The sequence below is a fragment of the Kitasatospora sp. cg17-2 genome (genome assembly GCF_054031055.1).
Genome location: NZ_CM132923.1, coordinates 8,232,358 through 8,255,540 on the forward strand (window position 1 = coordinate 8,232,358; position 23,183 = coordinate 8,255,540).

A 23,183-nucleotide genomic window follows, 5' to 3' on the forward strand; every position below is an offset into this window, starting at 1 on the left:
ATGAGAATCGTGGTGAAGTGGGGCGGGAGCCTCCAGCAGAACAGCGGCGCGATCGCCGACGACATCGCCGCCCTGTGGCCCGGGCACCGCGTCGTCGTGGTGCACGGCGGCTCCCGGGACATCGACGACACCGTCGCCGAACTCGGCCTGCCCCGGCGCACCCTGCGGTCCCCGGACGGTATGGTGACCCGGTACACCGACGCGGCGACCCTCGGCGCCCTGATGATGGCGATGCGGGGGCGGACCCAGGCCCGGATCGTCTCCGAGCTGGCCGCCCGCGGCGTCACCGCGGCGGGGCTGTCCGGCATGGACGGCGGGCTGGTCCGCACCCGGCGCAAGGCGGCGGTCCGCGCCGTGTTCGGCGACACCGTCCGGGTGGTGCGCGACAACCTCGCCGGCAAGGTCGTCGGCGTGGACACCAGGGTGCTGGAGGCGCTGCACGCCTGCGACATCCTGCCCGTCGTCTGCCCCCCGGGGATGACCGCCGAGGGCGAGCCCACCAACGTCGACGCGGACCGGATGGCCTGCGCCATCGCGGCGGCCTGGCGCGCCGACCGGCTGCTGCTCTGCACGGACACCCCGGGCGTGCTCGCCGACCGCGACGACCCCGCCTCCGTCGTCCCCGCACTGGACCGGGACGCCGCCGCGGAGCTGGTGACCACCCTGAGCGGCGGCATGCGGATGAAGGTCGCCGCCGCGGTGGAGGCACTGGACCACGGCGCCCTGGCGGTCCAGATCTGCGACGGACGGGTGGAAGCGCCGATCGCGGCCGCCCTGCGCGGCAGCGGTACTCTCATCGGAAAGGGCCGTGGCACGATATGACGATCCATCAGGCCACAACGGAAGCAAGGGCGTTGACCGACAGAGAGGCCGTCGCCCTGCTCGCCGAGGTGGTGGCGGTGCCCTCCGTCTCCGGCAGTGAGCGGAAGCTCGCGGAACGACTCCGGGACATCGCCTCCGCACACGGCGCGCGGAGCCACCTCGACGAGGTGGGGAACGTACACGTCCTGGTCGGGCACGGAACCCGTACGGTCATGCTGCTCAGCCACCTCGACACCGTGCCGGGCGAGGTGCCCTTCGAGCGCACCGCGACCCTGGTCCGGGGCCGGGGCGCCGTCGACGCCAAGGGCCCGCTGACGGCGATGCTCGTCGCCGCGCTCAACAGCCGGGACCTCGGCCTCCGGATCCACTGGGTGGGCGCGGTCGAGGAGGAGACGCTCCACTCCAGGGGCGCCGAGCACGTCCGGACCACCGTCCCCGTCCCGGACGCGGTGATCGTCGGCGAACCGAGCGGGGCCTCCTCGGTCACCGTCGGCTACAAGGGCATGGTCCAGCTCGCGGTGCGCTGCGAGGTCGAACGCACCCACACCGCCACCCCGGGACCGAAGTCCAGCGAGACCCTGGTCCGCGCCCTCGCCCGGCTCTTCGACACCTACGGCGCCCGGGGCAACGACACCTTCGACGGGATCGGCATGGTCGTCAGGGACGGCCGGTTCGAACCCTTCGCCAGCTCCTGCTCGCTGCTCTTCCGGACCCCGCCGGGCGTCTCCGCCGAGGACCTGCTGCGCGACGTCCGGGCCGCCCTCGGCGAACAGGTCGAGGTGTCGGCGGTCTACGAGGTGCCCGCCGTCACCGTGCCGCGCGGCTCCGCCTGCGTCCGCGCGCTCTCCCGCGGCATCGCCGCCGCCGGGCTGCGCCCCGCGCACAAGCTCAAGACCGGCACCAGCGACATGAACACCCTGAGCAGGACCTGGCGGGTCCCGATGGCCACCTACGGCCCCGGGGACTGCCACGAGGACCACACCGACAGCGAGCACATCCTGGTCCAGGAGTACCTCGACGGCATCCGCGTGCTGCGCGCCGCCCTGGCCGAACTGGACAAGACCCTTCCGGAGGCGGCGTCATGACGGAACAGCCGAGCCTGCTGGCGCTGTGGAGCGTGCCGAGGTCGCGCTCGACCGCGTTCGAGCGCGCGATGTACGAGCGCGGTGACTTCCTGGTGGTCCACGAGCCGTTCTCCCGGGTGTGCGACTTCGGCGAGGCGGACGTCGCCGGCCGCAGCTGCGCCAGCCAGGAGGAGGTGATGGCGGCCCTCGTCGGGACGGCGGCCGAGCGGCCGGTGTTCTTCAAGGACACCACCGACTTCCCGCTCGACCGGCTCGGCACCGACCCGGCCTTCCTGCGCCGGTGCCGGCACGCCGCGATGGTCCGCAACCCCCGGGACACCGTGCGCTCGCACCTGGTGATGCAGGCCGACGCCACGTCCTCGGCGATGGGCTTCGGGCACCTGTGGGACATCGTCGAGACGGTGACCGCCGCGGGCCTGCCGATGCACCTCGTCGACGGCGACCGGCTGGCGGGCGGCGCCGAGGCGGAGGTGCGACGGTACTGCGAGGCGATGGGGATCGACTTCCTCGCCGAGGCACTGGCCTTCAAGCAGCGGCCGCCGGCCAGTTGGGAGGCCACCGGGCGCTGGCACGCCGCGGCCGGCGAGTCGAACGCCCTGGGCGCCGCCCCGGCCGGGCGCAAGCCCTTCCCGGTGGAGCTGGAGCCGATCGCGGAGGCGTTCGAGCGGGACCAACTCCCGTACTACGCACGGATCACGGCGGCCCTGGGCGCCCCGGCGCCCGCGACCGGCTGATCCGGTCCAGAACGCACGGCACGCGAGAACGCACCGCACGCACGACACGCACGGCACGCACCGCACATCTGCACGTACGCACGAACAAGAGGAGCGGACATGAGTTTGGGCCCTGGCTTCACCAGGCTGTGGTGGTCGCAGGGGTTGTCGAATCTGGCCGACGGCCTGGTCCTGGCGGCCGTACCCCTCCTCGCCGTGGAGATGACCCGCGACCCGCTGCTGGTCGCCGGGATCACGGTGGCGCAGTTCCTGCCCTGGCTGATCTTCACCCTGCCGTCCGGAGCCCTCGCCGACCGCGTCGACCGGCGCCTGATCATGGTGTGGGGCAACGCGATCCGGGCGGTCGGCTTCCTCCTGCTCGTCCTGACGCTGGCGGCGGACCTGCACAGCATCGTGGTCCTCTACCTCGCCGTGTTCCTGGCCGGCACGGCCGAGACCCTGGTGGACAACGCGGCGCTGACAGTGCCGCCGCGGCTGGTCGAGCGCGCCGACCTGGAACGGGCCAACGGGCGGCTGTTCGCCACCCAGTCGGCGATCAACAACTTCGTCGGACCGACGGCGGGCGCCGCCCTGTTCGCCCTGTCGGCGGTCATGGTGTTCTCCTCCACCGCCGGGCTCTTCGCCCTCGGCGCGCTGGCCGCGGTCACCCTGCCCCGGATGCTCCCCACCGCGAGCGACACCAGCGGCGGCAAGCACTCGGCGGGGGACGTCCTGCGCAGCATCCGGGCCGGCTGGTCCTACTTCTGGGAGCACCGGCTGCTGCGCCGGGTGGCGTTCATCTCCGGCTCGATCAACCTGTTCTCCTCCGCCACCGCCGGTCTGCTCGTCCTCCTGGCGACCGGACCGCTGGGCGTCTCCAAGTCCTGGTACGGCGTCTTCATCGCGGTGCCGGCGGTGGGGGCCGTGATCGGCTCGCTGATCGCGGCGCGGGTGGTCCCGGCCCTCGGCGGCGGGCCGGTCACCTGGCTCGCCGCGCTGGTGCCCGCGGCCAGCTACCTCGTGCTCGGCCTCAGCGGGAACATCGTGCTCTCCGAGATCGTCATGTTCCTCGCCGCCATCTCCACGGCCCTGAACCAGATCGTGGTGAGCACGCTGCGGCAGGCCGCCGTCCCCGACGAACTCCTCGGCCGGGTCACCGCCGCCTACCGGCTGATCGTGCTCGGCGCGGTGCCGGTCGGCGCGCTGACCGGCGGCGGCCTGGGCCGCTGGCTGGGCCCCGAGCACGCCTTCGTGGTCTGCGGCGTCGGACTGGCGCTGGCCGCCGTGGTGTTCGCCTCCCGGGTGACCACGCGCGCCCTGCGCGAGGCCGAGCGGGACGTGCGGCCCGCGAGCGCCGTCGAACCGATCGCCTGAGCCGGCCGTCCGGTCCCGCCGACCCGCCCAGCCCCGCGCCCGCCGACCCGCCCACCCCCTTGAGCAGATCCAGCCGACGAGACAGGCCGAGCAGCCGAGAACAGGAGATCCCGTGACCGAGAAGCGCGACGTCGTGTGCAAGGCCGAGTACGAGCCGCCGGCCGACGAGCTGGAGCAGCAGGTGGCCGACGTCATGGCCGAGGTGCTCGGCGTCGACCTGGTGGGCCGCCGCGACAGCTTCTACGACTTCGGCGGCACCTCGCTGGCGGCCATCCGGATCTGCGCCCGGATCGAGCGCCGGCTCGGCTTCAAGGTCGACCCCGCCTGGCTGCTGGAGTACGACGAACTGGCCGACTTCGCCGAGCAGGTCCGGCTCGGTGCGGAATGACCGCCTCGACCGGACTCCCCTCGACCGGACTCCCCTCGACCGACGTCCCCGCCGCCGACGCCCCGCCGCCGCGCAGTGTGCACGCCGCGGTGGCCGCCCACGCCGACCGGGCGCCCGGCGCCCCGGCCCTGGTCCACGGCGAGGAGCGGATCGACTACCGGACCCTCGTCTCGGCGGCCCGCGCCCTCGCCGGCCGGCTGACCGCCTGGGGCGTGCGGCCCGGGGACATCGTCCCGCTGCTGCTGCCGCGCGGCGCCCAGCTGATCGCGCTCCAGCTCGGCGTGCTGATGAGCGGCGCCGCGTACGCCACCCTCGACCCGCGCTGGCCCGCGGGCCGGCTCGCCGCGATCCTCGGCCAGCTCGACGACCCGGTGGTGGTCGGCCGGCCCGGCGCCGAGCCGCTCGGCGCCACCAGGACGCTCGCCCCCGGCCCGCTGGCCGCGCTCGCGGCCGGGGCGGCGGCCGAGCCGTTCGCCCCGGTGCGGACCGCCCCGGACGACCTGGCCACGGTGTTCTTCACCTCCGGCAGCACGGGCGTCCCCAAGGGGGTGCTGATCCCGCACCGCGCGGTGACCCGGATGTTCGGCCCGGGCGGGCTGGACGGCTTCGGACCCGGGCACACCACCGCCCAGGTCGCCCCCGGCGCCTGGGACATGTACGCCTTCGAGCTGTGGGGCCAGCTGACCACCGGCGGTACCTGCGTCGTGGTCGAGGAGAACCATCTGATGCCCGGCCGGCTGCGGCGCCTGGTCGCCGAGGAGGGCGTGGACACGCTCTGGCTCACCACCTCCCTGTTCAACCTGGTCGTCGACGAGGACCCGGATGCCTTCGCGGGCCTGGGCACGCTCTACGTCGGCGGCGAGAAGCAGTCCCCCCGGCACGTCGCGCGCTTCCTGGAGCGCTTCCCCGACCTGCCGCTCTGGAACGGCTTCGGCCCGGCCGAGAACTGCATGCTGACGACCGTGCACCGGATGCGGCCGGCCGACACGACCGTCCCCACCGGCATCCCCGTCGGCCTGCCGGTGCCCGGAACCACCGTGCTCCTGCTGCGCGAGGACGGCACACCCGCGCCGCCCGGCGAACGCGGCGAGATCGTCGCGCTCGGCCCCGGCGTGGCGCTCGGGTACCTCGACAACGGGACGCTGACCCGCGAGCGGTTCCCGACCCTGGAGATCGACGGCGAGCGGCACCGCGCCCTGCGCACCGGCGACCTCGGCCTGATCGACGAGCACGGGGTCCTGCACTACCACGGCCGCCGGGACCGGCAGGTCAAGCTCAGCGGCAACCGGATCGAGCTCGGCGACATCGAGGCCGCCGCCGGCGCGCTGCCGGAGATCCGCGCCTGCGCCGCCGTCGCGCGGACCGACGCCGGCGGGACGGTCGAGCACATCGCCCTGGTCTACACCCTGGCCGAGGGCGTCGAACTGACCGCGCGGGACGTCCGCAGGAGGCTCACCGGCACGCTCCCGGCCTACGCCGTGCCCGGCCGGTTCGAGCAGCTGGACGAGCTGCCGCGGCGCGAGAACGGCAAGGTCGACCTGTCGGCTCTGGAGAGGCGCCCCCGCTGATGCGCGAGTTCCCGCAGACCTACGAGCAGGAGGCGCTCTGGATCGCCGACCGGTTCCTGGGCGACCCCTCACCGTTCCTGGAGACCTGGGCCCAGCGCATCCTGGGGCCGCTCGACGTCCCGGCCCTGGAGCGCGCCCTGGCCGCCCTGGTCGCCCGGCACGCGGTGCTGCGCAGCGGGTTCGACCTCGGCGACGACGGACCGGTCCAGATCGTCGACCCGGCCGGCACCGTCCCGCTGGAACGCCTGCCCTGGCCGGGCGGGGAGCTGGACCCCGACGATCTGTTCGGGACGCTGCGCCGGGCCGGGCAGCGACCGCTCGACCTGACCGTCTCGCCCGCCCGGTTCACCCTCTACGACCGGGCGCCGGACGAGCACGTGCTGCTGCTGCAGATCCACCACGTCGCCGTCGACGACGCCTCCCTGGTGCTGCTCGACCGGGAACTGTCCGCCCTGTACACCGAGGAGACCGGCGGCGCCCCGGCCGGGCTCGAACCGCCCGCGCTGCTGCTCGGCGAACACGCCGTCCGCGCCCGGGCGGCCGGGATCGACCCGGCGGACCTCGCGTTCTGGGCCGACTTCCTGGCCGGGGCGCCCGCCCTGACCCAGCTGCCGCCCCGCCCGAGGCCGCTCGCCGCCCGGCGCGGCTCCGCCTGCGACACCGTGCGGACCACCGTGCCCGCCGCGCTGGGGGACGCCGTCCGCGCCGCGGCCCGCGCGCTGCGCACCACCCCGCACGTCCTGATGAGCACCTGCATGGCCGTCACCGCGGCGGCGGTGGACAGCGAGGACGTGGTGATCGGCACCCCGGTGTCCCGCCGCGGCGAACCCGACCTCGACGGCGTCCTCGGCTGTCTGACCGACCTGCTCCCGGTCCGCTACCGCGTCCCCGCCGAGGCCGACTTCGCCACGGTGTGCGCCGCCGCCAAACGCCGCTCGCTGGACGTGCTCAGGCACCGCAACGTGCCCTACGCCCGGCTCGGCGGCGGCGTCGGCCGCACCCGGGGCGTGCTGTCCGGCGCGCACCTGGGCCGGATCTGCCTCGTCCTGGACCAGTCGCCGAGCCGGCTGGCGCTGCCCGGGCTGCGCTGCGAGCGGGTGCACGTCGGCGGCGCCGCGGCGAAGTTCGACTGGCTCCAGTACGTGGTCGCGGACGGCGGCGGCTGGGACGTCCGGGCCGACTACGCCCTGGACTTCTTCACCCCGGACGAGGCGGCGCTGTTCCTGCGGCAGTGGCTGACCGCGCTGGCGGCGGCCTCGGCCGACCCCGGGGTGCCGGTGCGGGACCTGTTCGACCGGCTGGCCGCGACCGCCTGAGCCGGGCCGCCCCACCCAAGGACTTCCGGGCTTCCGGACTTCCCGACCTCCAGAAAGAGAGCGACACGCCGGTGGAAACGGAGTTGCGAACCAGCCCGACGACGCGCGCGTGCGAGTGCGGTGCGACGGTGTGGCTGACGGGCCTGCCCAGTTCGGGAAAGACGACGATCGCCCATGCCGCGGCCGAGCGCCTGCGCGCCGACGGCCGCCGGGTCGAGGTGCTCGACGGCGACGAGTTCCGCCTGACCCTCTCCGCCGGCCTCGGCTTCGGCCGCGCGGACCGGTACACGAACGTGCAGCGCATCGGCCTGGTCGCGGAGGTGCTGGCGCGCAACGGCGTGCTGGTGCTGGTCCCGGCCATCGCGCCCTACGCGGACAGCCGGCAGGCCGTCCGCGAGCGGCACGACACCTCCCGCACCCCGTACCTGGAGGTCCATGTCGCGACCCCGACGAGTACCTGCGCCGAACGCGACGTCAAGGGCCTCTACGCCCGGCAGGCCGCCGGGGAGCTGACCGGACTGACCGGCATCGACGACCCCTACGAGGCCCCGACCGACCCCGATCTGCGCATCCCCGCGCACGAGCAGACCGTCGCCGAATCGGCGGCGGAGCTGCTGAACCTGCTGGCGGAAAGGCGGCTGACATGAACCCCCGTCCGATCGGCACGATGACGGACGACCTCTCCGCCCTCGGCCACCTGGACGCCCTGGAGTCCGAGTCGGTGCACATCTTCCGCGAGGTGGCGGGGGAGTTCGAACGGCCGGTGATCCTGTTCTCGGGCGGCAAGGACTCCATCGTCATGCTGCACCTGGCGCTGAAGGCGTTCGCGCCCTCGGCCGTGCCGTTCGCGCTGCTGCACGTGGACACCGGCCACAACTTCCCCGAGGTCCTCGACTACCGCGACCGGGTGGTGGCCGAACGCGGACTGCGGCTGCACATCGCCTCCGTGCAGGAGTACATCGACCGGGGCCTCCTGCGCGAACGCCCCGACGGCACCCGCAACCCGCTCCAGACCGTTCCGCTCACCGAACGGATCCGCACCGAGCGCTTCGACGCCGTCTTCGGCGGCGGTCGCCGCGACGAGGAGAAGGCCCGTGCCAAGGAGCGGGTCTTCTCGCTGCGCGACGAGTTCTCCCAGTGGGACCCGCGCCGCCAGCGCCCCGAACTCTGGCAGCTGTACAACGGCCGCCACGCGCCCGGCGAGCACGTCCGGGTCTTCCCGCTGTCCAACTGGACCGAACTGGACGTCTGGCAGTACATCGCCCGCGAGAAGATCGACCTCCCGGCCATCTACTACGCGCACGAGCGGCCCGTCTTCCGGCGGGCCGGCATGTGGCTGACGGCGGGGGACTGGGGCGGCCCGACGGCGGACGAGCCGGTCGAGACCCGGCTGATCCGCTACCGGACGGTCGGCGACATGTCCTGCACCGGCGCCGTCGACTCCGACGCGACCACCATCGAGAAGGTCATCGCCGAGATCGCCGCCTCCCGGCTCACCGAGCGCGGCGCCACCCGCGCCGACGACAAGCTCTCGGAAGCGGCGATGGAAGACCGCAAGCGGGAAGGGTACTTCTAGACATGAGCAGCCACCGCACCGCCGCCGAGGGCCCGTTCGGCCCGTCGCCCACCACCCTGCTGCGCTTCGCCACCGCCGGTTCCGTCGACGACGGCAAGTCCACCCTCGTCGGGCGACTGCTGCACGACTCCAAGTCGGTGCTCGCCGACCAGATGGAGGCCGTCGAGCACGCCTCCCGCGCCCGCGGCGCCGCCGTGCCGGACCTCGCGCTGCTCACCGACGGGCTGCGCGCGGAGCGCGAGCAGGGCATCACCATCGACGTCGCCTACCGCTACTTCGCCACTCCCCGGCGGCGGTTCATCCTCGCCGACACCCCCGGGCACGTGCAGTACACCCGCAACATGGTCACCGGCGCCTCCACCGCCGAGCTGACGGTCGTCCTGGTCGACGCCCGCAACGGTGTCGTCGAGCAGACCCGCCGGCACGTCGCCGTCGCCGCCCTGCTGCGCGTCCCGCACGTCGTCCTCGCGGTCAACAAGATGGACCTCGTCGACCACCGGGAGTCCGTCTTCGCCCTGATCGCCGAGGAGTTCACGGCGTACGCCACCGCGCTGGGCGTCCCCGAGGTCACCGCGATCCCGATCTCGGCGCTGGCCGGGGACAACGTGGTCGAGCCCTCCGCGCGGATGGACTGGTACGGCGGCCCGACCGTACTGGAGCACCTGGAGTCGGTGGAGGTCGGGGACGGCGCGGCCGAGGGCTCCGCCCGCTTCCCCGTCCAGATGGTCATCCGGCACGAGGGGGAGCGCTACTACGCGGGCCAACTGGTGGGCGGCCGGCTCCGGGTGGGCGAGACGGTGACCGTGCAGCCCTCCGGGCGGGTCACCACCGTCGTCGCGCTCGACGTGCTCGGCCAGGCGGCGGACGCGGTGGCCGCGGGCGCCTCGCTCAGCGTCCGGCTCGCCGACGAGATCGACGTCGGCCGGGGCGACATGCTCACCGCCGGGCCCCGGCCGCCGCGGATCACCAGGACGGTCGAGGCCACCGTCTGCCATGTCGCCGACACCCCGCTCACCGTCGGCCTGCGGGTCCTGCTCAAGCACACCACCCGCACCGTGAAGGCGATCGTCGAGGACATCCCGTCGCGGCTCGCGCTGGACGACCTCTCCCAGCACCCGGAGCCGGGGAGCCTCGTCGCCAACGACATCGGGCGGGTCAGGGTCCGCACCGCCGAACCGCTCGCGCTCGACTCCTACGCCGACTCCCGGCGCACCGGGGCGTTCCTGCTGATCGACCCGGCGGACGGCACCACCCTCGCCGCCGGGATGGCGGGCGAGGCCTTCCGGGCCGCCGCCGCACCGGTCGGCGCGGGGGCGGCGGAGGCCGACGGCTGGGACTTCTAGGACGTTTCCCCGTCGGGCGGTGTCCATTTCAATTTTCTTTCGGCCAACCGTGCGAGAGGTCTGTTCGAGGCCGCAGCACCCCCCTAGAGTGGACCGCGCCCCTCCACAAGTGACCTTTCCGTCACAGGAGTTCACTGGTTCATCGAGCGTTCGGCGCAGCCTGTTCCCACCATCGAGCCGGAAGGGCGGGTCCGTGACACAGGCGTTCCAGTCCCCGGGCTTCGCCGCGCTCGCGGCGGGCCGCGCGGTCGAGACGCGGCTCGTCGAGGAGCGCTGGCAGGCGGTGGCCTGGGACCTCGGCACGGACCGGCGCCGGGTGGTCACCGACCGGCCCGGCGGCGTGCACCTGAGCGAGATCGAGCCCGACGGCGACGCCATCTGGTGGTTCGACTCCGACAGCGACGAGCAGGGCCGCTGGCGGCGCGAGCCGTTCGCCGGCGGTCCGGACGGCGAGGCGCTGCACGGGGTGCCGCCCGGGCGCCCGTACGGTGTCGCCTTCGACCGGACCGGCGCGCTGGCGGCGGTGGCGGTCGGCGTCGACGGGGCCTCGCACTGCTACGTCGGACCGCCCGCGGGCGAGGCGCGGCTGATCGGCTCCGCGCCGGGGTACCTGAGTCTGGCCGACCTGTCGCCGGACGGCCGGCTGCTCGCCCTCGGCGGTCGGCCCGACGGGGACGACGCGGTGCTCCTGTGGCGGACCGACGGCGGCCCGGCGGTCAGCGCGGCCGGGGGCGCCGGACTGCGGCTCTGGCCGATCGAGTTCAACCCGCTCTCGGTCGTCGATCCGGAACTGCTGCTGGTGGTCGAGGAGGACGAGCGCTACACCGTCGCGACCTGGCGGGCCGGCACCGGGCTGCGCCGCTACCCGGGCCTGTCCTTCGACGCGCAGATATCGGCCGGCTGGTACCGGGGGCCGCGCGGGGTGCTGATCCAGCACGAGCGGGCCGGGCGGAGCCGGCTGCTCCTCGCCGAGCTCGACCCGTCGCCCGTCGTCCGGGAGCTCGGCACGCCCGGCGGCACCATCCACGACCTGTCCTGCGCCCCGGACGGCACCCTGCACTGCGTCTGGAGCCGGGAGTCCACCCCGCCCCGCCCGCTGGTCCTGCGCCCGGAGACGGCGGCGGGAGCGGGGGCGACGGACCGCCCCGGCCCCGATCCGGACCACCCCGGCCTGGACCTCGACGGCACCTCCCGCGGCCGCCGCTGGACGGCCCGCCCGTACGGACGGATCCACAGCTTCGTCAGCACCCCGCCCGGCCGGGGCCCGTGGCCGACGCTGTTCCTGGTGCACGGCGGCCCCGCCACCCACGACCGGGACTCCTACGACCCCCGGGTGAACATCCTGGTCGGCCACGGCTACGCGGTGGTGCGCACCAACTACCGCGGCTCCACCGGCTACGGCGCCCGCTGGCAGCACGAGTACGAGCACCGGGTCGGGCTGGCGCAGATCGAGGACCTCGCCGCCGTCCGCGCCGAGCTGGTCGCCGACGGCACGGCGCTCGCGGACCGCACCGGCCTCTGCGGGTTCTCCTGGGGCGGTTATCTGACCCTGCTGGCGATGGGCGTCCAGCCGGAGCTGTGGACGCTCGGCATGGCCGCCCAGCCGATCGCGGACTACCCCGCGACCTACCGCGGCACCACCCCGGCCCTGCGCGCGCTCGACCGGCAGCTCTTCGGCGGGAGCCCCGACGAGGTGCCCGAGCGCTACCGCGCGGCCGACCCCCGGTCGTACGTGCACCGGGTCCGCTCGCCCGTGCTGCTGGTCGTCTCGAAGGACGACGAGCGGTGCCCGCCCGAGCAGGTGGCCCGGTACGCCGCGGACCTGCGCCGGCTGGCGGTGCCGCACGAACTGCTCCGGGTGGACGGCGGCCACTACAGCCGCCGGACCGCCGACCACCGGTCGGTGCTGGCCGCGATGGTCCGGTTCGCCGGACAGGCCTGGCCGGCGCCACCCGCACCAGCCGCACCACCCGCACCACCCCACCGACCACCCCGGGGCGACCGTCCCGGGGGATCCGCCCAGCCGTTGGAAGGAGGTGAACAGCCATGAAGCGTCGCAGCATCCAGAACGACCCGATCGGTACCCCGGAGCGTGACCGTGGCGCGGTGATCGTCCAGAACTTCGCGCTCGACATCACCAAGGCCGCACCGGTCGCGCCCGCCCTCAAGGGGCAGCCGAAGCCGAAGCCGGAGTCCAAGAAGTGATTCCCGGTCGCTCCGGGGCGCCTCGGTGCCCCGGAGCGACACCCCGCGCACCGCCCCCGCGCACCGCCCCTGCCCACCGCCCGTTGCCCGCTGCCCGAGTCCACCGTCCGCGCACGACAGAAGTGGCCATCATGCGTATCGTCCTGCTGCACATGCCCTGGGGTGCGATCGACGTGCCGTCGCTGGCGCTCGGGATCCTGCACACCGCCGCCGCCCGCGCCGGCCACGAGGTCGAAGTGCGGTACGCCAACCTGGACTTCGTGGACTGGGCGGCCGAGACCGCCGGCTTCGGCGTGGACGACTACGAGTACTTCTCCGAGAAGTCCTACTTCCAGGGCGCGGGCGACTGGGCCTTCGCCGGCGCGCTGTACGGCGACGACGAGCCCGGCCCGGGCTTCGCCGAATCCGCCGACGCCGAGCGCTACTTCGAGTACCTGGCCACCAACGGCGCGAGCGAGCAGGAGATGGCCCTCACCCGGGCCACCCGGGAGCTCGCCCCCGTGTTCATCGCGCGACTGGTCGAGGAGCTCGCCGCCGACCCGCCGGACCTGGTCGGCTTCACCACCACCTTCCAGCAGAACACGGCGAGCCTCGCCGCCGCCCGGCTGCTCAAGCAGCGCTGCCCGCAGGTGCGCACGGTGTTCGGCGGCGCGAACTGCGACGGCCCGCAGGGCGCCGCGCTGCACCGCAACTTCCCCTTCCTGGACTACGTGGTGCGCGGCGAGGGCGAGGCGGCCTTCCCGGCGCTGCTGGCGGGCGGCGACCTCGCGGACGTCCCCGGGCTGTGCTGGCGGGACGGGTCCGGGACGTCGACGGCCAACGAGATGTCGAGGCGCCCGCTGCCGCCCGCGGCGATCCTGACGCCCCGCTACGACGGCTTCTACGAGCGGCTGGACGCCTCCGTCGCGGCCGGCTGGGTCGACCCCAAGCTCGTGCTCGAAGGCTCCCGGGGCTGCTGGTGGGGGGAGAAGCACCACTGCACCTTCTGCGGTCTCAACGGCTCCTCGATGGAGTTCCGTTCCAAGCCGCCGGCGGACTTCCTGGCCGAGGTGCTCACCCTCGCCGAGCGCCACCAGCTGCTGGACGTCTACGTGGTCGACAACATCCTGGACATGGGCTACTTCGACACGGTGCTGAAGTCCCTGGCCGAACTCCCGGTCGACCTGCGGCTGCACTTCGAGATCAAGGCCAATCTGCGCCGCCACCAGTTCCAGTTGCTCGGCGACTCCGGCGCGGCCCAGGTGCAGCCCGGCATCGAGAACCTGAGCACCCGGGTGCTGCGGATCATGGACAAGGGGGTGACGGGCTGCCAGAACGTCCGCGCGCTGCGGGACGCGCAGAGCGCCGGCGTCTCGGTCACCTGGAACTACCTCTACGGCTTCCCGGGCGAGCAGCCGGACGACTACGAGTCGGTGATCCGCCAACTGCCCGTACTGCACCACCTGGACCCGCCGACCGGCGCGGGGCGGATCGCGATCGAGCGGTTCAGCCCGTACTTCGACCGCCCCGAACTGGGCTTCGCGATCACCAGGCCGGCCTTCCAGTACCGGGCGACGTACCGGCTGCCGGAGAGCGAACTCAACCAGCTGGCCTATGTGTTCACCGCACCGCCGCGGGGGATCGGCGGGGAGCTCGCGGAGCGGCTGGGCGAGGCGGTGGACACCTGGCTCGCCCGGTTCCCCGACAGCCGGCTCACCTACCGGGAGGCGGGCGGGCGGATCGTGCTCGTCAACACCCGGCCCGGGTACGACTGGCGGGTGGCCGAGCTGACCGACCCGGTGGAGATCGCCGCCTTCCGGCTGCTGGGGCAGCCCCGCTCGCCCGCCGCGCTGGCGGCGAAGCTCCCCGGCGGCGCGGCGGCGGTCGCACCGGTCCTGGAACGGTTCACCGCGCTGGGCCTGCTGTTCCACGACGGGGACAGCTACCTCCAGGTCGCCGTCGAGTCCGACAACCAGGTGCTGATGCGGATGCGGCACCGGCACGGCCCCGCCGCCGTCCTTCCCGGCGCCGGGACCGAGACCGAGGAGGTGCTGGATGCCGTCCCGATCGGCTGAGCGGACCGACGCCGGGGCCTGGCGGGCGGCCGGCCCGGAGGCCGAGCTCTGGCTCGACTACGACCCCGCCGCACGGGAGTTGCCGGGCATCGCGCTCGGCCGCCGGACCCTGACCGGCCCGGCGGCGGAGGAGGTCACCGAACTGCACCGGGCCGGGGTGCGCTGCCTGCGGCTGACCGAGCCGGTGCGGCTGTGCGCCGACGCGCCGGCGGCCTCGGCGCGGGCCCTGATGCTGCTGCGCGAGGCGACCGGGCAGGGGCTGGCCGTGCTCTGGCACGCGGTCTGCACCGACGGCTGCGCGCAGCGGCGGCGGTTCCACCACCTCTACCCGCCGGAGGAGTTGACCGGTGCGGCGGCCGAGGTGGCCGTCGACTGGCGGGCGAGCTACTTCCCGAGCAAGTGCGTCTACCGGCGCGGCCCCGGCTTCGTCGAGGTGCGGGACCGCCGCTTCGGGACGCTGGAGCTGTTCACCGTCGACGAGCCCGGCCATCTGGCCCAACTGGACGCGCTGGCCGACGGCGTGGAGGTCGGGCTGCTGCCGGAGGCGGTGTACCGGGACTTCGCCGAGGCCGGCCTGATCGCCGAACACGCGGGGCGGGCCTGGTTCCTGCCCATGCGGGTGCGCCGCTGGCCCTTCCCGTCGCTGACCGTCTAGCCCGTCCCGGCTGTCCGTCCGACCCGCCCGACCCGCCCGACTTGTCCAGCCCGCCCGACCCGTCCGACCCGTCCGAGGAGAGAAGCATGAGCACCGCGGTCGACGACGCCGCCGCGCGGATGTCCGCGTTCATCCGCGACCCCTACCCCACGCTCGCCCGGATCCGCGAGGCCGGCGCGGTCTCCGTGGTGGAGTTCGGCGAGGGCCTGCCGGTCTACCTGGTGACACGGTACGAGGACGTCCGGGCCGCGCTGATGGACCCGAGGTTCGGGCAGGACGTCCGCCGCAGCCAGGCCATCGCGAGCGGACGGGGCGCCGGTCTGACCCTCGGCTCGGACGTCGTCCACATGCTCAACAGCGACCCGCCGGACCACACCAGGCTGCGCCGGCTGATCCAGGGCGTCTTCACCCGCCGCCGGGTCGACCTGATGCGGCCGCTGGTCGAGCGCATCTCCGGCGGCCTGCTGGACGGGCTGCGCGGGCGGGGCACGGCCGACCTGGTGACGGACTTCGCCTTCCCGCTGCCGATCATGGTCATCTGCGAGCTGCTGGGCTTCCCCCCGGAGGACATGCAGTCCTTCCGCACCTGGTCGACGGCGATCCTGACCCAGGGCGGCGAGATGACCTTCGACCAGGCCACCGGCGAACTGAACGACTACCTGAGGGAGTTGATGACCGCCCGGCGGGCTTCCCCGCGCACGGACATCCTCACCGACCTGGTGCAGGCCTGCGACGCCGGGGAGCTCAGCGAGAAGGAGGTGTTCTCGATGGTCTTCCTGCTGCTGATCGGCGGCCACGAGACCACCGTCAACCTGCTCGGCACCGCCACCCTGGCCCTGCTCCACCACCCGGACCAACTGGCCTGGCTGCGCGCCAACCCGGCGGAGATGCCGGTCGCGATCGACGAGTTCCTGCGCTACGAGTCCCCGGTGAGCATGGCCACGATGCGGTTCACCAACGCCGAGGTGACGGTCGACGACGTGGAGATCCCGGCGGACGAGCTGGTCCTGCTCTCGCTCGGCGCGGCCAACCGGGACCCGGCCCGCTTCACCGACCCGGACCGGCTGGTCCTGGACCGGAACGACCCGGGCCACCTGGCCTTCGGGCAGGGTCTGCACCGCTGCCTCGGCTCCTTCCTCGGCAAGCTGGAGAGCGAGGTGGCGCTCACCGGCCTGCTGGAGCGCTTCACCCGGATCGAGCTGGCCGCCGCGGAGGAGACCCTGCCGTGGCGCAACACGATCATGCTGCGCGGTCTGGAGTCGCTCCCGGTCTCGCTCGATGGCTAGCAGCACGGGCACGGGCGGCAGCACGGGCACGGACCGCGATGCCAAGGGCGGACTGCTGCGCTTCCGCCCCCGGATCGGCCTCGCGCCGCTGCGCTCGCGCGGCTACCGGCTGCTGGTGATCGGCCAGGGCACCTCGGAGTTCGGCAACGCCTTCCAGGTCGTCGCCCTGCCGCTGCTGGTCCAGGCCCTCGGCGGCGGCGCCCGCCAGCTGAGCCTGGTGGTCGCCGCCTACGGCGCGGGACGGCTGGCCGCCACCCCGCTCGGCGGGATGTTCGCCGACCGGTTCGGCGCCTGGCGGGTGATGATGACCGCCGACCTCGGCCGGCTGCTCGCCACCGCCGGACTGTGCGCGGCCGCCGCCGCCGGAACGGCGAACTTCTGGTTGATCGGCGCCCTCGCGCTGCTGGTCGGCCTCGGGGCGGGGGTGTTCCTGCCGGCCGCCTGGGCGATCACCCCGACCCTGCTGCCCGCCGAGGACCTGCACGCGGGCAACGCGCTCAACAGCACCGTGACCTTCGGCGCCGGCCTGCTCGGCCCGGCCGCCGCCGGCCCCCTGGTCGCCTGGCTGAACCCGGCCGTCGCCCTCGGCCTGGACGCGGCGACCTTCGCCGTGTCGGCGGCGACGCTGCTGCTGATCGGCCGCGGCAGCACGGTCGCACCACCCCGCCCGATCTCCGAACGGGCCTCCGTACCAAGGAACTTCCGCGCCCTGCTGCGGGAGTCGCCGCTGCTGCGCGCGGTACTGACGGTGACGGTGATCGCCAACCTGACGGTCGGCGGCGCCACCAGGGTCGCCCTGCCGACCCTGGCCACCGACGGCTTCGCCGCCGGCGCCGTCGGCCTCGGCCTGCTGCTGGCCGCCTTCACCGGCGGCGCGCTGGTCGGCGGCCTGTTCGCGGCCGGCCTCACGGCGGTGCGCTCGCGCGGCCGCACGGCCATGCTCTCCGGTCTGGTGATGGGTGCGGCGATCGGCCTGGTGCCGTTCACCGGCCTCGTCGGTGCCCTGCTGCTCCTGCTCGTCGCCGGCGGCGCCAGCACGGTGACCAACGTCCTGGTCGTCACCGGCGTCCAGAAGAGCACCCCGCCCGCCCTGCTGGCCCGGGTGATGGCGGCCATCACCTTCTGCGGGCTGGGCGTCTTCCCCGTCTCCGTGATCGCGGCCGGCGCGGCGGTCGAGGCCTTCGGCAGCAGCGGCGTCCTCGCGACCACCGGCCTCTGCCTGCTCGGCGCCTTCGGCTACGCCCTGACCCGCCCCGAGATCCGCGAGCTGTGAGCCCACCGCCTCAGCAGGCGCAGGAGATGCCCGAGCGCGGGGCCGTCAGGTCGTCGATCGGCCGCCGCTCGGTGCCCTCGGCGGTCTCGAAGGCGAAGCCCTCACGGACCCAGTACTCGAAGCCGCCGAGCATCTCCTTCACCCGGTAGCCGAGCCGGGCGAAGGCGAGCGCGGCCCGGGTGGCACCGTTGCAGCCGGGCCCCCAGCAGTAGGTGACCACGGTGGCCCCGCGGTCGACCAGCTGCCCGGCCAGCTCCGGGATCCGGGCGGTGGGCAGGTGCAGCGCACCGGGGATGTGCCCCTGCGCCCAGGCGACCTCGCTCCGCGAGTCGACGAGGACCAGCCCGGGCACCCCCGCCGTGAGATCGGCCCGCACGTCCGAGACATCGGCCTCGAAGCTGAGCCGGGAGAGGAAGTGCGCCTCGGCCACGGCCGGCTCGGTGGGCGGAACGGAGAGAACGGCGCTGGTCATGGTGGGCTCCCGAGGACTTGGTCGATCCGTGCTGACACCTCGATCCTGTCGCACCCCCACCCGGGCCCACGAGTGTCGTGATCGCCGCCGTTCGCCAAGATCCCGCCACCCTCTCGCCCCGCCGCAGCCGCGCTACCGCAGCGGCCCGCACTCGTCGACGAACACGGTCGGCTCCGACAGGAACACCTCGGCGTCCACCGGGCCGTAGGCGATGTTGTAGGTGTCCAGCCAGTAGGACCAGTCCTGCGTCCCCGCCGCGCTGCTGAAGCGGTGGTTCAGCTGCCAACGCACCCACTCGCCCGGGCGCAGCCGCACCGCCGGCGGCCTGCGAAGGCGGGGCGGCAGTCCGAACAGCGGGTCCACCCGGGGGAGTACCCGCAGTCGGCCGTCGGCCTCCCGGAGGCCGACGGCGATCCCGCGGAGCTCCTCCTGGGTCTCGCGCGGCGCGAAGCCCTCGCGCTCGGCCATCCGGACCACGTGCGCCGTCCGGACCTCGTGTGCCGTCCGGACCTCGTGCGCCGACCGGACCTCGTGCGCCGAGGAAGCCGGGCCGGAGGGCAGCACGAAGCCGACCGGGGCCGCGTTCCTCCGGGCGGCGCCCTCGCCTCCCCGGGACCGCTTGGTCCACGACGTCCTGACCCACTGCACCGTGTGCTCCACAGCAGCTGCCTCCTCCGACGTGCCTGTTCGACGTTCGACGTTGGACGTGCGGAGTTGGACGTGCGGCGCACGGCGGCCGCGCGGGCGGCCGGCCCGAGGGCCCGCCGCCCGCGCGGGGGGTCAGCCGAGTACGGTCTCCACCGTGCCCGCCGCCACCGTCCGTCCGCCCTCGCGGACGGCGAAGCCGAGGCCGGGCTCCAGCGGCACGGACTGGCCGAGCGTCACCGTGACCTCGACGGTCTCGCCCGGCAGCGCGACGGCGACCCCGTCGGGCAGCCGGACCTCGCCGACCACGTCGCCCGTCCGCAGGTGGAACTGCGGGCGGTAGCCGCCGGTGATCGGTGTCCGGCGGCCGCCCTCGGCCGTCGACAGCAGGCGCAGCCGGGCGGTGAAGCCCGTGTGCACGGAGGCGCTGCCGAGTGCCGCGACCACCTGGCCGCGCCGGACCTGCCCGCGCTGCACCCCGCGCAGCAGCAGCGCGACGTTGTCGCCGGCCTCCGCGGACTCCATGGTCCGGCCGAAGGTCTCCACGCCGGTCACCACGGACTGCACCTCCGCGTCGTGGCCGAGGACCTCCACCCGGTCGCCCGTCCGGACCCGTCCGCGCTCGACCGCGCCGGTCACCACCGTGCCGCGGCCGGTGATGGTGAGCACGTTCTCGATCGGCAGCAGGAACGGCGCGTCGGTGTACCGCACCGGCGTCGGCACGTGGGCGTCCACCGCGTCCAGCAGCCGCAGCAGCGCGGCCGACCAGTACGGGTCGCCCTCCAGCGCGCGCAGCCCGGAGACCGGGACCACCGGCAGGGACGCGCCGTCGTACCCGTGCGCGCCGAGCAGCTCGCGCACCTCCAGCTCGACCAGCTCCAGGAGTTCCGGGTCGCCCGCGTCGGCCTTGTTCAGCGCCACCACGACGTGCTCGACGCCGATCTGACGCGCCAGCAGGACGTGCTCGGCCGTCTGCGGCATGATGCCGTCCCGGGCGGAGACGACCAGGATCGCACCGTCCAGCTGGGCCGCACCGGTGATCATGTTCTTCACGAAGTCGGCGTGGCCGGGCATGTCGACGTGCGCGTAGTGCCGGGTCGCCGTCTCGTACTCGACGTGCGAGATGTTGATGGTGATGCCGCGGGCGGCCTCCTCCGGGGCCCGGTCGATCCGGTCGAACGGGACGAAGGTGCCGCCGTCGCGGTCGGCCAGGACCTTGGTGATGGCGGCGGTGAGGGTGGTCTTGCCGTGGTCGACGTGACCCATGGTGCCGATGTTCAGGTGCGGCTTGCTGCGCACGAAGGCCTGCTTGGCCATGGTTTCTCTCCGGGAGTCGTCAGTGAGCTGACGGGACCTCTGCGACGGGCCGACCTTCCCCGTCCGAGGTCCCGGGGACGACCCGGGGAAGGTCAGCTTCGTGCGCCGTCGAATGCGGCTGCGACTGCCAGGGCAGCAGCCATCGCGCCCGCGACTGCGGGGAATGCGGCGATGGCGTACTGGGACATGCGGTTCATCATGCCGATGCGCGAGGCGGCCCGCGAGCGAATTTCCGCGGGGCACCGGTCGGCGGTGCCACGGCGGCCCGGATCGCGGGCGCCGACGGTGGTGCGGCGCGCGGCGTCCTCGACTCCGGCCTGCCTTGACTGTGGCACTACGACCCGGGCGGGATCCTCTTCAGGGCCCGGGTCTCACCGTCCGGCCACCTGGCCGCCTGGCCGGCCTTCCTCAGCGGTGACTCCTACGCGGATATGTCGAGTGCTCCTCGCTCTCCCCGGACGGGACCGCGTCGCCTACAGGAGGAGGGATCCCGCGCAGCCCGACGACGACCTCTGGCGGCTGTACGTCCTGGACCTCCGCACCATGGCCGAGACCCCCACTGCGGAACGGCGCGGCATCGACGGACCAGGCCCTGTGGCTGGACGGCCGCACCCTCGCCTACGCGATGCCGAGCGACAGCGGCAGCGACTTGCGGAGCGTCCCCACCGGCGGTTCGGGAGCCGGCCCTGCTCGTAGCCGCCGCGCTTGCACCGGCAGTGGTGCGGTGAGGGACCTCCTTCAACGGCCCCGCGGCACGGCCGGGGCCTCCGGTCCGGGCCGGCCCCCGTGTCCGGGCGGGGGTGTCTGACGCGTCCGTCGCCCGTTTTGAATCGGGCACCGATCAGCAGTACTGTTTTCCAGTCGCTCGACAGGGAGCACCGGACACGCATCGGCGCGGACGGTCCCGGGGCGGCCAATCCTTCGAACACACGACTTCCCGTTCCGGGTCGGTCCCGCCATGTGCGCAATCGGCCCGGTGCAGTTCCGGCGTGCTCGTTTTCGGGATTGTGGCCGGATTCGCTTTTCGGAGCGTGGGTCGGCTAAAGTTTTGGACGTCGGACGGGGTGCGAATCCCGGAAAGACATCGGCTGGTCGGGCGAATGAAACTCCGGAAAACGGAGCGGAAAACGTCTGATAAGCTGGGAACACGAAAGAACGAAGCGCCCGGAGGGCCGGTGTGAAAGCCGCCTGAAGGAAGTGTCCGTTCCTTGAGAACTCAACAGCGTGCCAAAAGTCAACGCCAGATATGTTGACATCCCCGGCCTCGGACTTGTTCCGGGGTTGGAGATTCCTTTTGAAGTAAAACACTAGCGAGGACGCAGTGCGCGGGATCACCCTATTCCGGTGGTTGCCGTGCCGCTCGACGCGAGTGCCGACCGGCCCCTTCTAACCATTGGGCCGAGTAATCATTCACGGAGAGTTTGATCCTGGCTCAGGACGAACGCTGGCGGCGTGCTTAACACATGCAAGTCGAACGGTGAAGCCCTTCGGGGTGGATCAGTGGCGAACGGGTGAGTAACACGTGGGCAATCTGCCCTGCACTCTGGGACAAGCCCTGGAAACGGGGTCTAATACCGGATATGACCTGGGACCGCATGGTCCCGGGTGTAAAGCTCCGGCGGTGCAGGATGAGCCCGCGGCCTATCAGCTTGTTGGTGGGGTAATGGCCTACCAAGGCGACGACGGGTAGCCGGCCTGAGAGGGCGACCGGCCACACTGGGACTGAGACACGGCCCAGACTCCTACGGGAGGCAGCAGTGGGGAATATTGCACAATGGGCGAAAGCCTGATGCAGCGACGCCGCGTGAGGGATGACGGCCTTCGGGTTGTAAACCTCTTTCAGCAGGGAAGAAGCGCAAGTGACGGTACCTGCAGAAGAAGCACCGGCTAACTACGTGCCAGCAGCCGCGGTAATACGTAGGGTGCGAGCGTTGTCCGGAATTATTGGGCGTAAAGAGCTCGTAGGCGGCCTGTCGCGTCGGATGTGAAAGCCCGGGGCTCAACCCCGGGTCTGCATTCGATACGGGCAGGCTAGAGTGTGGTAGGGGAGATCGGAATTCCTGGTGTAGCGGTGAAATGCGCAGATATCAGGAGGAACACCGGTGGCGAAGGCGGATCTCTGGGCCATTACTGACGCTGAGGAGCGAAAGCGTGGGGAGCGAACAGGATTAGATACCCTGGTAGTCCACGCCGTAAACGTTGGGAACTAGGTGTTGGCGACATTCCACGTCGTCGGTGCCGCAGCTAACGCATTAAGTTCCCCGCCTGGGGAGTACGGCCGCAAGGCTAAAACTCAAAGGAATTGACGGGGGCCCGCACAAGCAGCGGAGCATGTGGCTTAATTCGACGCAACGCGAAGAACCTTACCAAGGCTTGACATATACCGGAAACGGCTAGAGATAGTCGCCCCCTTGTGGTCGGTATACAGGTGGTGCATGGTTGTCGTCAGCTCGTGTCGTGAGATGTTGGGTTAAGTCCCGCAACGAGCGCAACCCTTGTTCTGTGTTGCCAGCATGCCTTTCGGGGTGATGGGGACTCACAGGAGACTGCCGGGGTCAACTCGGAGGAAGGTGGGGACGACGTCAAATCATCATGCCCCTTATGTCTTGGGCTGCACACGTGCTACAATGGTCGGTACAAAGGGCTGCGATGCCGCGAGGCGGAGCGAATCCCAAAAAGCCGGCCTCAGTTCGGATTGGGGTCTGCAACTCGACCCCATGAAGTTGGAGTTGCTAGTAATCGCAGATCAGCATGCTGCGGTGAATACGTTCCCGGGCCTTGTACACACCGCCCGTCACGTCACGAAAGTCGGTAACACCCGAAGCCGGTGGCCTAACCCGTAAGGGGAGGAGCCGTCGAAGGTGGGACCAGCGATTGGGACGAAGTCGTAACAAGGTAGCCGTACCGGAAGGTGCGGCTGGATCACCTCCTTTCTAAGGAGCAATATGCCGCTTGCAGGCGAATGTCCTGCACGGTTGCTCATGGGTGGAACGTTGACTATTCGGCACAGGAAGAGACCAGGGGCTAGTACTGCTTCGGCGTGGAACGCGTTCTGGGATTGACTGTGTCGGGCACGTTGTTGGGTCCTGAG

General features: G+C 72.6%; 19 protein-coding genes and 1 rRNA gene. 17 read left to right on the plus strand and 3 right to left on the minus strand.

The annotated features are described in order from the left end of the window. The 16 genes from ACW14Y_RS34660 to ACW14Y_RS34735 all read left to right on the plus strand — a co-directional run bounded on the left by ACW14Y_RS34660 (position 1) and on the right by ACW14Y_RS34735 (position 17,658). Positions 1-822: a [LysW]-aminoadipate kinase gene (locus tag ACW14Y_RS34660; protein WP_380302400.1), complete on the plus strand. Its 822-nt coding sequence runs from the start codon at positions 1-3 to the stop codon at positions 820-822. A 32-nt stretch (positions 823-854) separates the two neighbouring features. After that, positions 855-1,907 (plus strand): M20/M25/M40 family metallo-hydrolase, encoded by a 1,053-nt coding sequence (locus ACW14Y_RS34665; protein WP_456984700.1) that lies wholly within the window; start codon positions 855-857, stop codon positions 1,905-1,907. Then, positions 1,904-2,641 carry a sulfotransferase-like domain-containing protein gene (locus tag ACW14Y_RS34670; RefSeq protein ID WP_456984701.1) on the plus strand — a complete coding sequence of 246 codons (738 nt, stop codon included), beginning with the start codon at positions 1,904-1,906 and terminating at the stop codon, positions 2,639-2,641. The genes ACW14Y_RS34665 and ACW14Y_RS34670 overlap by 4 nt, the downstream gene beginning before the upstream one ends. Positions 2,642-2,740: 99 nt before the next feature. Then, complete coding sequence (locus tag ACW14Y_RS34675; RefSeq protein ID WP_380302406.1) at positions 2,741-3,994, plus strand: MFS transporter; 1,254 nt, start codon at positions 2,741-2,743, stop codon at positions 3,992-3,994. Positions 3,995-4,106: 112 nt separating this feature from the next. Continuing rightward, positions 4,107-4,382: a phosphopantetheine-binding protein gene (locus ACW14Y_RS34680; protein WP_456984702.1), complete on the plus strand. Its 276-nt coding sequence runs from the start codon at positions 4,107-4,109 to the stop codon at positions 4,380-4,382. Next, complete coding sequence (locus ACW14Y_RS34685) at positions 4,379-5,950, plus strand: amino acid adenylation domain-containing protein (protein ID WP_456984703.1); 1,572 nt, start codon at positions 4,379-4,381, stop codon at positions 5,948-5,950. Before ACW14Y_RS34680 ends, ACW14Y_RS34685 begins: the two co-directional genes overlap by 4 nt. Further along, a complete protein-coding gene (locus ACW14Y_RS34690; RefSeq protein WP_456984704.1) occupies positions 5,950-7,266 on the plus strand; it encodes a condensation domain-containing protein in 1,317 nt (438 codons plus the stop codon). Before ACW14Y_RS34685 ends, ACW14Y_RS34690 begins: the two co-directional genes overlap by 1 nt. 83 nt (positions 7,267-7,349) lie before the next feature. Then, positions 7,350-7,913 (plus strand): adenylyl-sulfate kinase, encoded by a 564-nt coding sequence (gene cysC, locus ACW14Y_RS34695; RefSeq protein WP_456984705.1) that lies wholly within the window; start codon positions 7,350-7,352, stop codon positions 7,911-7,913. Continuing rightward, complete coding sequence (gene cysD / locus ACW14Y_RS34700; protein ID WP_380302416.1) at positions 7,910-8,842, plus strand: sulfate adenylyltransferase subunit CysD; 933 nt, start codon at positions 7,910-7,912, stop codon at positions 8,840-8,842. The genes cysC and cysD overlap by 4 nt, the downstream gene beginning before the upstream one ends. Before the next feature lie 2 nt (positions 8,843-8,844). Then, positions 8,845-10,185, plus strand: coding sequence for a sulfate adenylyltransferase subunit 1 (locus ACW14Y_RS34705; protein ID WP_380386040.1), 1,341 nt, complete (start codon positions 8,845-8,847; stop codon positions 10,183-10,185). A 193-nt stretch (positions 10,186-10,378) separates the two neighbouring features. After that, a complete protein-coding gene (locus ACW14Y_RS34710) occupies positions 10,379-12,235 on the plus strand; it encodes a prolyl oligopeptidase family serine peptidase (protein ID WP_456984706.1) in 1,857 nt (618 codons plus the stop codon). Then, a complete protein-coding gene (locus tag ACW14Y_RS34715; RefSeq protein WP_167349777.1) occupies positions 12,232-12,390 on the plus strand; it encodes a hypothetical protein in 159 nt (52 codons plus the stop codon). Before ACW14Y_RS34710 ends, ACW14Y_RS34715 begins: the two co-directional genes overlap by 4 nt. Before the next feature lie 131 nt (positions 12,391-12,521). Further along, on the plus strand, positions 12,522-14,444 hold the full coding sequence (locus ACW14Y_RS34720; RefSeq protein ID WP_456984707.1) for a RiPP maturation radical SAM C-methyltransferase: 1,923 nt from the start codon (positions 12,522-12,524) through the stop codon (positions 14,442-14,444). Then, positions 14,425-15,099, plus strand: coding sequence for a DUF5825 family protein (locus tag ACW14Y_RS34725; protein ID WP_456984708.1), 675 nt, complete (start codon positions 14,425-14,427; stop codon positions 15,097-15,099). Before ACW14Y_RS34720 ends, ACW14Y_RS34725 begins: the two co-directional genes overlap by 20 nt. Positions 15,100-15,185: 86 nt before the next feature. Continuing rightward, the gene (locus ACW14Y_RS34730; protein WP_456984709.1) at positions 15,186-16,385 is read left to right on the plus strand and encodes a cytochrome P450 family protein; all 1,200 of its coding nucleotides are present in this window, start codon (positions 15,186-15,188) and stop codon (positions 16,383-16,385) included. Beyond that, on the plus strand, positions 16,378-17,658 hold the full coding sequence (locus ACW14Y_RS34735) for an MFS transporter (protein WP_456984710.1): 1,281 nt from the start codon (positions 16,378-16,380) through the stop codon (positions 17,656-17,658). Before ACW14Y_RS34730 ends, ACW14Y_RS34735 begins: the two co-directional genes overlap by 8 nt. A gap of 10 nt (positions 17,659-17,668) precedes the next feature. Here the strand turns inward: ACW14Y_RS34735 and ACW14Y_RS34740 are convergent, their stop codons facing one another. The 3 genes from ACW14Y_RS34740 to tuf all read right to left on the minus strand — a co-directional run bounded on the left by ACW14Y_RS34740 (position 17,669) and on the right by tuf (position 20,092). Further along, positions 17,669-18,130, minus strand: coding sequence for a rhodanese-like domain-containing protein (locus ACW14Y_RS34740; RefSeq protein WP_456984711.1), 462 nt, complete (start codon positions 18,128-18,130; stop codon positions 17,669-17,671). Positions 18,131-18,262: 132 nt separating this feature from the next. Continuing rightward, entirely contained in the window at positions 18,263-18,790 is a 528-nt protein-coding gene (locus ACW14Y_RS34745; RefSeq protein WP_456984712.1) for a hypothetical protein, read from the minus strand. Positions 18,791-18,910: 120 nt separating this feature from the next. Further along, positions 18,911-20,092 carry an elongation factor Tu gene (gene tuf, locus ACW14Y_RS34750; protein WP_456984713.1) on the minus strand — a complete coding sequence of 394 codons (1,182 nt, stop codon included), beginning with the start codon at positions 20,090-20,092 and terminating at the stop codon, positions 18,911-18,913. A 1,409-nt stretch (positions 20,093-21,501) separates the two neighbouring features. Here tuf and ACW14Y_RS34755 point away from each other — a divergent pair. After that, positions 21,502-23,025 (plus strand): 16S ribosomal RNA (locus ACW14Y_RS34755). Positions 23,026-23,183 lie beyond the last annotated feature (158 nt).